The 12765-nt window shown below is 58.4% G+C and carries 10 protein-coding genes and 1 pseudogene; 2 read left to right on the plus strand and 9 right to left on the minus strand.

The genetic code is table 11. The annotated features are described in order from the left end of the window. The coding region (locus Q7W83_RS25970; protein ID WP_473657837.1) for an RHS repeat-associated core domain-containing protein at positions 1–851 on the plus strand (851 nt) is incomplete at its 5' end. Between the two features lie 276 nt (positions 852–1127). Here Q7W83_RS25970 and Q7W83_RS25975 read toward each other — a convergent pair. Next, positions 1128–1293 (minus strand): annotated as a pseudogene (locus Q7W83_RS25975) (formaldehyde dehydrogenase, glutathione-independent); the annotation flags it as partial. A gap of 110 nt (positions 1294–1403) precedes the next feature. Between Q7W83_RS25975 and Q7W83_RS25980 the strand changes: the two are divergent. After that, positions 1404–2561 (plus strand): RHS repeat-associated core domain-containing protein, encoded by a 1158-nt coding sequence (locus tag Q7W83_RS25980; protein ID WP_473657840.1) that lies wholly within the window; start codon positions 1404–1406, stop codon positions 2559–2561. A 56-nt stretch (positions 2562–2617) separates the two neighbouring features. Here Q7W83_RS25980 and fdhA read toward each other — a convergent pair whose 3' ends face one another. From fdhA to Q7W83_RS26020, 8 genes are all read right to left on the minus strand, one after another. Continuing rightward, positions 2618–3817, minus strand: coding sequence for a formaldehyde dehydrogenase, glutathione-independent (gene fdhA, locus Q7W83_RS25985; RefSeq protein WP_007947729.1), 1200 nt, complete (start codon positions 3815–3817; stop codon positions 2618–2620). Positions 3818–4020: 203 nt separating this feature from the next. Further along, on the minus strand, positions 4021–4878 hold the full coding sequence (gene purU, locus Q7W83_RS25990; protein ID WP_123513155.1) for a formyltetrahydrofolate deformylase: 858 nt from the start codon (positions 4876–4878) through the stop codon (positions 4021–4023). Positions 4879–4990: 112 nt separating this feature from the next. Further along, complete coding sequence (locus Q7W83_RS25995) at positions 4991–5623, minus strand: sarcosine oxidase subunit gamma (RefSeq protein WP_150634434.1); 633 nt, start codon at positions 5621–5623, stop codon at positions 4991–4993. Between the two features lie 145 nt (positions 5624–5768). Continuing rightward, positions 5769–8786, minus strand: a complete 3018-nt coding sequence (locus Q7W83_RS26000; RefSeq protein ID WP_150634433.1) for a sarcosine oxidase subunit alpha — start codon at positions 8784–8786, stop codon at positions 5769–5771. After that, entirely contained in the window at positions 8783–9112 is a 330-nt protein-coding gene (locus Q7W83_RS26005) for a sarcosine oxidase subunit delta (RefSeq protein ID WP_150634432.1), read from the minus strand. Before Q7W83_RS26005 ends, Q7W83_RS26000 begins: the two co-directional genes overlap by 4 nt. Positions 9113–9126: 14 nt before the next feature. Continuing rightward, positions 9127–10377 carry a sarcosine oxidase subunit beta gene (locus Q7W83_RS26010; protein WP_007947735.1) on the minus strand — a complete coding sequence of 417 codons (1251 nt, stop codon included), beginning with the start codon at positions 10375–10377 and terminating at the stop codon, positions 9127–9129. Positions 10378–10400: 23 nt separating this feature from the next. Next, positions 10401–11654: a serine hydroxymethyltransferase gene (gene glyA, locus Q7W83_RS26015; RefSeq protein WP_150634431.1), complete on the minus strand. Its 1254-nt coding sequence runs from the start codon at positions 11652–11654 to the stop codon at positions 10401–10403. Between the two features lie 282 nt (positions 11655–11936). Further along, the gene (locus tag Q7W83_RS26020; RefSeq protein ID WP_150639101.1) at positions 11937–12647 is read right to left on the minus strand and encodes a TraX family protein; all 711 of its coding nucleotides are present in this window, start codon (positions 12645–12647) and stop codon (positions 11937–11939) included. Positions 12648–12765 lie beyond the last annotated feature (118 nt).

Consider the following 12765-nt stretch of genomic DNA (forward strand, 5'->3'; position numbering starts at 1 on the left):
TCATGCAACACGATGATCAACTGCTCGCGCAGCAACAGCGCCAGAGCGGCACCGTGGAAACCCGTTTGCTCGCGACCGATCGACAGCGTTCGGTGCTGAGCCTGCTTAATGCGAATCCGCCTTGTCCACTGGCCTATGCACCCTATGGCCATCGACCGCTGGGTAACGGTTTGCTCAGCCTGCTTGGCTTTAACGGCGAGCGAGCTGATCCGATGACCGGACACTATTTGTTGGGTAATGGTTATCGAGCGTTCAACCCGGTGTTGATGCGGTTTAACAGTCCGGACAGATGGAGTCCGTTTGGAAGTGGCGGGTTAAATGCGTATGCATATTGTTCTGGAGATGCCGTTAATTTTCAGGACCCCAGCGGTCATAGCTTACTCTCTGCTCTGACTACACTCGCATCATCGGCCAAGCCTTATTTCAAAACCAGCAGGCAGCCAAATACCTGGAACTTACCAAACTACCTGACACCCAAAAACATGAGTCAAGAATTGATTGAAAGCGTAAACCGCAACCAACCCAGCACAAAAAGGATATTAACCAGTGCAGACAACGCGCTAAATCACGCAAAACTACTGAAATATAACGGCAAAGAAGTTCAACTCCTGACCACTTCAAAAAACAAACTGGACATTTATCAATCAAACCCAAAAGAAACCATCGAAAAATTTCAAGCTGAAATCAGCTACGACTCAAACAGCAGCGGCCCAACATTAAAAGAAGTCAGTCGAACACGGTACAACGAAGCATTAGATCGTCAATCTCAAATCACACTTCAAAACACTTACATCCTTAATAAAAAACTCCTCACAATTTTAGTCGAGTCAGGCAAAAGTATTCGAAGTTGACGTCCCACTGAAATTGATTTTTAAAGTGCGCGGGTCGGCAAGCCGATTTCGCTGGCGTCGCTACAGATCTTGAAAGGCCGAGCATCGCGCCCCTATCAGCTCTGATAGTAGCTGGCGTTCTCCGACTGGCGCACAGTGATATCCGCAACCTAACCACTCTTCGGAGAGTTCGGCCCATGCAAGCCAGCCCCTCAGTGGTAACGCTCCACACGTCCTCCTCAGGTATCAGAAATAAAAAGGGCGGCATTAAGCCACCCTTTTTTTGCTCCAAACTACTTACGCCGCACTAAACAACTTATGCGGATCAATCACAAATTTCTTCGGCACGCCCGCGTCGAACTCGCCATAACCCCGTGGTGCATCATCCAGACTGATGACTTCCACACCCACGATGTCAGCTGTGAATGCGACCCCACATGATCGCCTGCATCAACTGACGGTTTTACGTTATCTAGCGTCGCCTTGATCCTATCAGTTCTGCTAGTAGGCAGGCCCGGCCGTTTGCGCCACATTCAACACCTGAACCGAAGCACTCATTCAGGAAGCCCGGCGATGATGCCCAATCGAGACGCCCTGCTCTGCCATTACCACTACGACCCACTGGATCGGCTGGTCGATTGTGCGCCCTTCACGCAAGCCACCATACGGCGCTTTTACCTCAACGGTCGCCTGGCCACAGAGATTCAAGGCGAGGTGCAGAGTTCGATAATGCAACATGAGGATCAACTGCTGGCGCACCAACATTGCCAGAATGGCACCGCGGAAACGCGGTTGCTTGCCACGGATCAACAGCGTTCAGTTTTGAGCGCGTTAAAAACAAATCTGCCTTGTCCCCAATCCTACACACCCTATGGCCAGAGACCGCTGGGAAACGGCTTGCTCAGCCTGCTCGGTTTCAACGGCGAATGGCCGGACCCGGTGACCGGACATTACTTGTTGGGTAATGGCTATCGAGCTTTTAATCCGGTGTTGATGCGTTTCAACAGTCCGGACAGTTGGAGTCCGTTTGGAAAAGGGGGGGTGAACACGTACGCATATTGCCAGGGGGACCCACTTAATTTAACCGACCCAACGGGGCACATTGGCGAGTCAATAATGAATCTACTTTCAAGCGCTTTCAGTCGCCTATCTAGTGCCGCTCGCAGGGCAATAGATGTGACACCCACACCGACATTTATACACAAAGCGAATAGAGGATTCATGGAGAACATACGCCCTCTAAACAAAGACCTATACACACACACTGACTTATATAAAAATAAAACCCGCTTAAACATCTCCACTCACGGCACCCTCTCCACATCGGACACAAGCTCAGTCGTTTTCTCCAACAACAAACCGATAAATGCCGAACAACTAATTTCAACACTAAAAAAGAATGGCATTGATCCAAGCAAATTTGATGAGCTGCGATTAATCTCTTGCTTTTCCGCTGACGGAACAAATTCACTTATAAAACAACTATCAAACTTAACTAAAAAAAACGTAAAGGGTTACAGTGGAAAGGTAAACTCAAGCCACCTTCCAGAAGAAATATGGCTTGAGTTTCTCGAAGCAAAAAAGGAAAACCCCAAATCCCCACAGCGTGCATTTAACGCGAGAATGTCGGAGCAGTTCCATTCAATTAGAAAGCAAAATCCTCACAATTTTATTACCCAACCGACAAGCTATATATCTCACAATTTCAAATCAATCAGAATTACGCCATAGCCACCGATTAACATGAAGGGCGACATTACGTCGCCCTCCTCTTTTGTCAAACACGCTTACGCCGCACTAAACAACTTATGCGGATCAATCACAAATTTCTTCGGCACGCCCGCGTCGAACTCGCCGTAACCACGCGGCGCGTCATCCAGGCTGATGACTTCAACACCGACGATGTCAGCAATGTGAATGCGATCCCACATGATCGCCTGCATCAGCTGACGGTTGTACTTCATCACCGGGGTCTGGCCGGTGTGGAAGCTGTGGGATTTGGCCCAGCCCAGACCAAAGCGGATGCTCAGGCTGCCCATTTTCGCGGCTGCATCGACTGCACCCGGATCTTCAGTCACGTAGAGGCCTGGGATACCGATTTTGCCGGCAACACGAACTACGCCCATCAGCGAGTTGAGCACGGTGGCCGGAGCCTCGTGTTTCACGCCGTCATGGCCGTGACCGCGCGCTTCGAAGCCTACGGCGTCGACGGCGCAATCCACTTCTGGTTCACCCAGCAGTGCGGCGATCTGTTCGTGCAGCGGGGTGTCCAGCGAAAGGTCGGCGATTTCGAAGCCCTGCGCCTTGGCGTGTGCCAGGCGAACGGTGTTGACGTCACCGATGATCACCACTGCCGCGCCCAACAGGCGAGCGGAAGCGGCAGCGGCCAGACCGACCGGGCCGGCGCCGGCGATGTACACGGTGCTGCCAGGGCCAACGCCGGCCGTCACTGCGCCGTGGTAACCGGTTGGCAGGATATCGGAGAGGCAAGTCAGGTCGCGGATTTTTTCCATCGCGCGATCGCGATCAGGCAGTTTCAGCAGGTTGAAGTCAGCGTACGGCACCATCGCGTACTCGGCCTGGCCGCCAGTCCAGTCGCCCATGTCGACATAACCGTAAGCACCGCCCGGACGCGCCGGGTTCACGCTGAGGCAGACGCCGGTGTGCATTTCCTTGCAGGAACGGCAGCGCCCGCACGCCACGTTGAACGGCACGGACACCAGGTCGCCGATTTGCAGGTTCTCGACGTCGCTGCCCTTCTCGATCACTTCACCGGTGATCTCGTGACCCAATACCAGACCGGTTTGAGCGGTGGTACGACCGCGCACCATGTGCTGGTCAGAACCACAGATGTTGGTGGAAACCACGCGCAGAATGACAGCGTGATTGATCTTCCTGCCACGCGGGTCCTGCATTTTCGGATAGTCGATTTTCTGTATTTCGACTTTGCCATTGCCGAGATACACCACACCACGATTGCCAGACATGCTTTCACCTCGCTGTTGTTTTTATGTAGCGGTCGCGTCGCCATGGATCGGCGGCGCGTTGATTGCTCGGGTACAGATGCTGTTTATGTGTTGCTTGTAATGGCCTGATCGCTAGCAGGCTAGCTCCCACAATGATTCGGGTGAGCACAGGATTTTTGGACAACCCAAAACCCTGTGGGAGCTAGCCTGCTAGCGATGGCGATTTAAAGAACGACGGTGCGATTGGCGTTCAAAAACACGCGTCGTTCAATGTGATATCCAACCGCTCGGGCCAGGGTCAGCCCCTCGATATCCCGCCCCTTGGCGATCAGGTCTTCCGGGTAATGACTGTGGTCCACGACCTCTACGCCCTGAGCGATGATCGGTCCTTCGTCCAGGTCGTTGTTGATGTAGTGCGCCGTGGCGCCGACCAGCTTCACGCCTTTGTTATAGGCCTGGTGATACGGCTTGGCGCCTTTGAAACCGGGCAACAGGGAGTGATGGATGTTGATCGCCTTGCCATCGAGTTTGCGGCACAGCTCCGGCGACAAAACCTGCATGTAGCGCGCAAGGATCACCAGTTCGGCACCGGACTCTTCGATCACCTGCAACACCTGACGCTCTTGCGATGGCTTGTCGTTCGGGTCGAGCGGGAAGTGGTAATACGGAATCTGATGCCAGTCGGCCAACGGCTTGAGGTCCGGATGATTGGAGACCACGGCAGCGACGTCCATCGACAACTGGCCGATGCGTTGGCGGTAAAGCAAATCGTTGAGGCAGTGATCGGCCTTGGAGACCATGATCACCACTTTCGGCCGGTAGTTCGGCGGGGTCAGTTCGAAGATCATGCCAAAGGCCTGGCCACGCTCTTCCAGCCCTGCGCGGAAGGCTTGTTCGTCGAAGCCGTCAGGCTGACGGAATTCCACGCGAATGAAGAAACGACCCGAGAGACGGTCATCGAACGAATGGTGCTCGGTAACGTAGCAGCCCTGCTCGAACAGAAAGCGGGTCACCGCGTCCACGGTGCCGAGAACGCTGGGGCAGTCGGCGGTCAGAATCCATGTGTCTGGGGCGCGGCTCATAGTGCGGTGACTCCTGTTGTTATGGGCAACCGCTGCGCGGTTGATCGCCGGCAAGCTGGCTCCTAAAGGGTTTTGGTGCCCCTGTAGGAGCCGGCTTGCCGGCGATAAAATCTCAAGCCTGGACGCTAAGGCCGTACTCAGCCGCCGCATCCTGCAACCACAACCACCAGTAATCCGAGAAGCTGCGGCGAATCACCAGTTCCCAGGTGTCTTCGGCGGTGTGGCGGATCACCAGTTGCGACTTGGCAAACACGGTGCCGACAGCCTTGCCCACTGGAAAACTGTTCGGGTGCACGTCGTAGCTGGTGGATTTCATCAGCACCTGACGCACGTTCGGGCCGCTCAGTTCGAGGACTTGCTGGCCACCGCTGACATTGACGATCTGAATGTGCAGGTCGCCCAGCGCTTCACGGAGTTTTTGCTCGGCGGCGAACTCTTCGCCGGTCGGCACGATCAGCAGCCACTCATCAGGCCCGACCCATTGCAGGCTGGTTTCACCTTTGACGATGACGCTCAGGGCGCCCGGCAATTCGATGCCCAGGGCCTTGTGCACGCCAGCGGAAAACGCCGAATCATGGCCATCGCCACGGATCGTCAGGTGGCCGAGGAGTTTTTTCTCACGCACGATCACGCCGGCGTTTTTGCGGCCCTTGCCGACCAGGCTGGCGAGGTCGGCATGATGCAGCGACGACTCGGCCTTGGCCCCGGTGGTTGGGCGTTGTTGGTAAACGTTGGCTACGGTCATAAAGCACCTGTTCCTGAATTCTGTTGGTTCCTGTGGTGGCTGCACTGCCGTCATCGCCAGCAGGCTAGCTCCCACATTCAACCGCGTTCCCCTGTGGGAGCTAGCCTGCTAGCGATTGGTAGCCCACCCACAGGTATCGAGGCCATTAAACGTTCTGGCGATCACCTTTCGGATCGAAGAACACCGAAGAAACGATTTCCGCCTCGATCACGCTGCCATCGGCCAGCGGTGCGAACACGCGCTCACCGATCCGCTTCAAGCCGCCCTTGACCACGCCCATGGCAAACGAATAGCCCAGGGAGTTGTGCAGGTAGCTGGAGGTGACGTGACCGACCATGGTCATCGGAATCGTCTGCTTGGTGTTGAACACCAGTTGCGCACCTTCCGGCAGCCATTTGGTCGGATCGATCGGCTTGAGGCCCACCAGTTGTTTGCGCTGATCACGCACGCAGTCTTCGCGGTTCATGCCACGCCAGCCGATCCACGAGAACGGTTTGGTGCGACCGACACACCAGCCCATGTTCAGGTCATCCGGAGTCATCGAGCTGTCAGTGTCCTGACCAACGATGATGAAGCCCTTCTCCGCCCGCAGGATGTGCATGGTTTCGGTGCCGTACGGCGTCAGGTTGTACTGCTTGCCGGCCTCGACGATTTTCTCGAGCACGCCCATGGCGTAGTCGGCTTGCACGTTGACTTCGTACGACAACTCACCGGTAAACGAAATCCGGAACACCCGCGCCGGCACACCGCCGACCAGGCCTTCTTTCCAGGTCATGAACGGGAAGGCTTCGTTGCTCAGGTCGATGTCGGTGACTTCGCTGAGCAGCTTGCGGCTGTTCGGCCCGGACAGGGTCATGGTTGCCCAGTGATCCGTCACGGAAGTGAAGTACACCTTCAGCTCTGGCCATTCGGTCTGGGAGTAGATTTCCAGCCATTGCAGCACGCGTGCCGCGCCGCCAGTGGTGGTGGTCATGACGAAGTGGTTGTCGGCGAGGCAAGCGGTAACGCCGTCGTCGAACACCATGCCGTCTTCTTTGCACATCAGACCGTAACGCGCCTTGCCCACGTCGAGCTTGGTCCAGGCGTTGGTGTAGATGCGGTTGAGGAACTCGCGCGCATCCGGGCCTTGAATGTCGATCTTGCCGAGGGTGGATGCGTCCAGCAGGCCGACGCTGTCGCGCACGGCTTTGCATTCGCGTTTCACGGCGGTGTGAATGTCTTCCCCGTTTTTCGGGAAGTACCATGGACGCTTCCACTGACCGACGTCTTCGAACTCGGCGCCATTCTTCACGTGCCAGTGATGCAGCGCGGTGTAACGGACAGGTTCGAAGATGTGCCCGCAGTGACGGCCGGCCACGGCACCGAATGTCACCGGCGTGTAGTTCGGACGGAACATGGTGGTGCCCATCTGCGGGATGGTCACGTTCAACGAACGGGCGGCGATGGCCAGACCGTTGACGTTGCCGAGCTTGCCCTGGTCAGTGCCGAAGCCCAGTGCGGTGTAGCGTTTGACATGCTCGACCGACTCGAAGCCTTCGCGGGTCGCCAGTTCGATGGCGGCGGCGGTGACGTCGTTTTGCAGGTCGACGAATTGCTTCGGTGCCCGTGCGGTGTTCTTTTCGTGCGGCACCTGGAACAGCGCCAACGTAGGTTCTTCCAGACGGCTCAGGGCTTTCGGCAGGGTGCCTTCAACCACGCTGAAACCGGCTTCGCTGGCGGCGCGAGCGCCACCTTCAAAACCATCGGCCAGGGAATCACCGAGGCCGTAGACGCCGTTGATGCCACCGACGCACACGCGTTTCTGCGGTGCTTCGCCCGGTACGAAACCGAGGATGTCTTCGCGCCAGATCGGCTTGCCACCCAGGTGTGAAGCCAGGTGAACCACCGGGCTGTACCCGCCGGAGCTGGCGATCAGATCGCAATCGAGCCATTCGCCAGGACTGGTCACGGCGTGTGCTTTGACGTCGATCGCGGCGACGCGAGCGGCGGTCACGTGCTTGCTGCCACGGGCCTCGATCACGGCGCTGCCGGTCAGGATGCGAATGCCTTTGGCACGCGCTTCTTCCACCAGCGCACCGCGAGGATTGCTGCGGGCGTCAGCGATGGCCACCACTTGCAGGCTGGCATCGAGCCAATCCAGGGCAACGCGGTAGGCGTGATCATTGTTGGTCGACAGCACCAGCTTTTTGCCCGGTGCCACGCCGTAACGACGAACGTAAGTCGAGACTGCACCGGCAAGCATGTTGCCCGGCACGTCGTTGTTGCCATAAACCAGCGGACGCTCGTGAGCGCCGGTCGCCAGGACCACGCGTTTGGCGCGAACCCGGTGGATGCGCTGGCGCACCTGGCCAATCGGGGCGCGGTCGCCGAGGTGATCGGTCAGGCGCTCGTGAATGGTCAGGAAGTTGTGGTCGTGGTAACCGTTGACCGTGGCGCGCGGCAACAGCAGCACGTCCGGGGTGTCTTTCAGTTCGGCAATGACGCTGGCGACCCACTCGGTGGCAGGCTTGCCGTCAAGGCTTTCGCGGGAATCCAGCAGGCTGCCGCCGAACTCTTCCTGCTCATCGGCCAGAATGACGCGAGCGCCGCTGCGAGCTGCTGCCAATGCGGCAGCCAGGCCCGCCGGGCCACCGCCGACGATCAGCACGTCGCAGTGCTGGTTCATGTAGTCGTAGGTGTCCGGATCGTTCTCGGTCGGCGAGCGGCCAAGGCCGGCAGCCTTACGGATGTACTTCTCGTAGGTCATCCAGAACGATTGCGGGTACATGAAGGTTTTGTAGTAGAAACCCGGCGGCATCAGCTTGCCGCCGACCTTGCCGAGAATCCCCATCATGTCGTTGTTCACGCTTGGCCAGCCATTGGTGCTGGTGGCGACCAGGCCTTGGTACAGCGCTTGTTGCGTGGCGCGTACGTTCGGAATTTGCGTAGCTTCGGTCGCGCCGATCTGCAGCACGGCGTTCGGCTCTTCGGCACCGGCGGCAAAGATGCCGCGCGGACGGGAATACTTGAAGCTGCGACCGATGATGTCGACGCCGTTGGCCAGCAGGGCTGCGGCCAGGGAATCGCCTTCAAAGCCTTTGTAGACCTGGCCGTTGAAGGTGAAGCTCAGCACTTTGTTGCGGTCGATCCGTCCGCCGTTGGACAGGCGATTGATCTGGCTCATACCTTCTCTCCCAGAGCCGTCGTAGCCGCTTTCGAGCTATCGGTCTTGTCGGTGAATTGTGGCTTGGTGCCGATCTTGTAGGTCTCGAGAATCTCGTAGGTCACGGTGTCGCGGGTGACGTTGAAGTACTGACGGCAACCGGCAACGTGATCCCAGAGTTCGTGGTGCAGACCGCGAGGGTTATCGCGGAAGAACATGTAGTCGCCCCACTCCTCGTCGGTGCAGCTGTTCGGATCCAGTGGGCGCGGGATGTGCGCCTGGCCGGATGCGTGGAATTCCTCTTCGGAGCGCAGTTCGCCGCAGTGAGGACAGAAGATATGCAACATGGGGATTTCTCCTGTTAGTGGGCAACCGCAGCAGCGCCGTGTTCATCGATCAACGCACCGTTGTGGAAACGGTCGATGGAGAAAGGTGCGGCCAATGGGTGCATTTCGCCCTTGGCCAGGCTTGCGGCAAACACGTTGCCCGAGCCAGGTGTTGCCTTGAAGCCACCGGTGCCCCAACCGCAGTTGAAGAACATGTTCGGGACCGGGGTTTTGGAGATGATCGGGCAGGCATCCGGCGTGGTGTCGACGATGCCGCCCCACTGCCGGTTCATGCGCACGCGGGACAACACCGGGAACATCTCGACGATGGCCTGGATGGTGTGCTCGATCACCGGGTACGAACCACGCTGGCCGTAGCCGTTGTAGCCGTCGATACCGGCGCCGATCACCAGGTCGCCCTTGTCGGACTGGCTGATGTAGCCGTGCACGGCGTTGGACATGATCACGCTGTCGATAATCGGTTTGATCGGCTCGGACACCAGCGCTTGCAGCGGGTGCGATTCGATCGGCAGACGGAAACCGGCGAGCTTGGCCATGTGCCCGGAGTTACCGGCAGTGACCACGCCGACGCGCTTGGCGCCGATGAAGCCCTTGTTGGTTTCAACGCCGATGCACACGCCGTTTTCCTTGCGGAAACCGATCACTTCGGTCTGCTGGATCAGGTCCACGCCCAGTGCGTCGGCGGCACGGGCAAAGCCCCACGCCACGGCATCGTGACGGGCCACGCCGCCGCGACGCTGAACGGTTGCGCCCATCACCGGGTAGCGAGTGTTCTTCGAGCAGTCGAGGTACGGGATCTCGTCGGCCACTTGCTTGGCATCGAGCAGTTCACCGTCCACGCCGTTGAGGCGGTTGGCGCTGACCCGACGCTCGGAATCACGAATGTCCTGCAGGGTGTGGCACAGGTTGTAAACGCCGCGCTGGGAGAACATCACGTTGTAGTTCAGGTCCTGGGACAGGCCTTCCCACAATTTCATCGCGTGTTCGTACAGGTGCGCCGATTCGTCCCACAGGTAGTTGGAGCGAACGATGGTGGTGTTGCGCGCGGTGTTACCGCCGCCCAGCCAGCCTTTCTCGACCACGGCCACGTTGGTGATGCCGTGTTCCTTGGCCAGGTAGTAAGCCGTGGCGAGACCATGCCCGCCACCGCCGACGATGACCACGTCATAGACCTTTTTAGGGGTCGGCGTGCGCCACATTTTCTGCCAGTTTTCGTGATGGCTGAGGGAGTGTTTGAAGAGGCCGAAGCCCGAGTAGCGTTGCATAGTCATTTACTCCAAAACCGCGCTCAGCGATAAACCGGGAAGTCCGCGCACAGGGCCGACACTTGCTGCGCGACATTGGCCTCGACATCAGCGTCGCCGAGGTTGTCGAGGATGTCGCAGATCCAGCCGGCCAGCGTGACGCACTGGGTCACCTTGAAGCCGCGCGTGGTCACCGCCGGGGTGCCGATGCGCAGGCCGGAGGTCACGAACGGCGACTGTGGATCGTTCGGGACAGCGTTCTTGTTCACGGTGATGTGGGCGCGACCGAGTGCTGCGTCCGCCTCTTTGCCGGTGAGGCCCTGACGGATCAGGCTGACCAGGAACAGGTGGTTATCGGTGCCGCCGGACACTACATCGTAGCCGCGTTTGATAAATACGCCGGCCATGGCCTGGGCGTTGTCGATCACTTGTTGTTGGTAAGCCTTGAAACCTGGCTCCAGCGCTTCCTTGAAGCACACCGCCTTACCGGCGATCACATGCATCAGCGGACCGCCCTGGGCACCCGGGAACACGGCGGCGTTGAGTTTTTTCTCGATTTCTTCGTTGGCCTTGCACAGGATCAGGCCGCCACGCGGACCGCGCAGGGTCTTGTGGGTGGTGGTGGTGACCACATCGGCGTACGGCAGCGGGTTCGGGTACAGGCCGGCAGCGACCAGACCGGCGACGTGAGCCATGTCGACGAACAGCAGCGCGCCAACCTTGTCAGCGATCTGACGGAAACGCGGGAAGTCGAGGGTCTTGGAGTAAGCCGAGAAGCCCGCAACGATCATCTTCGGCTTGCATTCCACGGCCAGACGCTCGACTTCGTCGTAGTCGATCAAGCCGGTCTTGGTGTCGATGCCGTACTGCACGGCGTTGTACAGCTTGCCCGAGGACGACACCTTGGCACCGTGGGTCAGGTGACCGCCGTGGGCCAGGCTCATGCCCAGAATGGTGTCGCCCGCCTGGATCAAGGCCAGGTAAACGGCGCTGTTCGCGGAAGAACCGGAGTGCGGCTGCACGTTCGCGTAATCGGCGCCGAACAGTTGCTTGGCGCGTTCGATGGCCAGCGCTTCAACTTTGTCGACGTGCTCGCAGCCACCGTAGTAGCGCTTGCCCGGATAGCCTTCGGCGTATTTGTTGGTCAGGCCGCTGCCCTGCGCTTCCATGACGCGTTTGCTGGTGTAGTTTTCGGACGCGATCAGCTCGATGTGATCTTCCTGGCGTTGCTCCTCGGCATTCATCGCCGCCAGCAGTGCATCGTCGTAACCCTTGATCTGGTCTTGCTTGCTGAACATCGCGTCTCTCCCAGCGGCATCTGTGCGCCATTCGTCTCGGTAAGGCACGGCGTTTCGGCAGTGCCCTTTGATAGCGATGGTATGACCGGCGCAGACAGGTCAAATGCCTACGGACGCCACGCAAAGGTGCGTTTACGACATGGCGGGAAATGACAGGCCAAGCCCCGTTCTCAAATCAGCGAGAAACCCTGTGGGAGCTGGCTTGCCAGCGATGGTGGCGGCACATTCAGCAGTGAAGGCGGCTGACCCACCGCTATCGCAGGCAAGCCAGCTCCCACAGGGTTATGCGGCAATGTGGCGGATGATTAGCAGCAGGAGGAAATGCAACGGATAGAAGGCATACGCCCAACGCTGCATCGGCGGCGGCTGGAAATGCCGGGCATGTCGCAACAGGAACAGCCCGAGCAATGGCGCGATCAGACAAGTGGCGATGCCGAGAACGGCTGCAACGCTACCGAACCGCGCGGCGTGATACAGCACCTCCCATTGATTGGCGGCCAGGCACACCAGCCCCGGAAACAGGCTGAAATACCAAGGCTGCCTCAACACCAGCAACATCGCCAGCGGCAACAGAACGCCGAAGAAACCAAACATCAGCCATTGCGGGAACAGCGCCGCCAGCGTTAGAGCGCCGACAGCCAACAGGCGCGATTGCAGCGTTGGCTGCTGCCAGCCACGCGCAACCAACAGCCCCAGCGCCAGCGTCGGCAACACGTTCAAAGTGTCGGGATCAGGAATGAACATCCTGTAAGGGATTTCGCTGATGACACTGAACAGCACCAACCAGCCCAGATAGCGCCATTGATGCGTTACTTGCCGTGAGCGCGCGAGGTTCGCCGCCATCGCCAGACAGAACCACGGGAATGCCAGTCGCCCGGGCACATACAGAAAATCGAGGGAATAACCGACATATCGCAGGTGATCGAGCACCATGCTCAGCAGCGCCAGCCACTTCAGCAGATCCAGTGCCCCATCCCGTTGCGTCATGTGCATAATTGCCCGTCGTCTTTGTATTGTTCTGTCAGACGCATCCCGTGTGCTCGCCGGATGATCTTCGGTAAAGTGCGCACCATCATTGACCACGAGACGCTTCACCATAAGCGTCTCGACC

This window comes from Pseudomonas sp. 300 (assembly GCF_055803035.1).

Coding starts and splice junctions, on each gene's coding strand:
- Q7W83_RS25980 (WP_473657840.1), top strand. CDS start 1,404: ATGATGCCCAATCGAGACGCCCTGCTCTGCCATTACCACTACGACCCA.
- fdhA (WP_007947729.1), bottom strand. CDS start 3,817: ATGTCTGGCAATCGTGGTGTGGTGTATCTCGGCAATGGCAAAGTCGAA.
- purU (WP_123513155.1), bottom strand. CDS start 4,878: ATGAGCCGCGCCCCAGACACATGGATTCTGACCGCCGACTGCCCCAGC.
- Q7W83_RS25995 (WP_150634434.1), bottom strand. CDS start 5,623: ATGACCGTAGCCAACGTTTACCAACAACGCCCAACCACCGGGGCCAAG.
- Q7W83_RS26000 (WP_150634433.1), bottom strand. CDS start 8,786: ATGAGCCAGATCAATCGCCTGTCCAACGGCGGACGGATCGACCGCAAC.
- Q7W83_RS26005 (WP_150634432.1), bottom strand. CDS start 9,112: ATGTTGCATATCTTCTGTCCTCACTGCGGCGAACTGCGCTCCGAAGAG.
- Q7W83_RS26010 (WP_007947735.1), bottom strand. CDS start 10,377: ATGCAACGCTACTCGGGCTTCGGCCTCTTCAAACACTCCCTCAGCCAT.
- glyA (WP_150634431.1), bottom strand. CDS start 11,654: ATGTTCAGCAAGCAAGACCAGATCAAGGGTTACGACGATGCACTGCTG.
- Q7W83_RS26020 (WP_150639101.1), bottom strand. CDS start 12,647: ATGCACATGACGCAACGGGATGGGGCACTGGATCTGCTGAAGTGGCTG.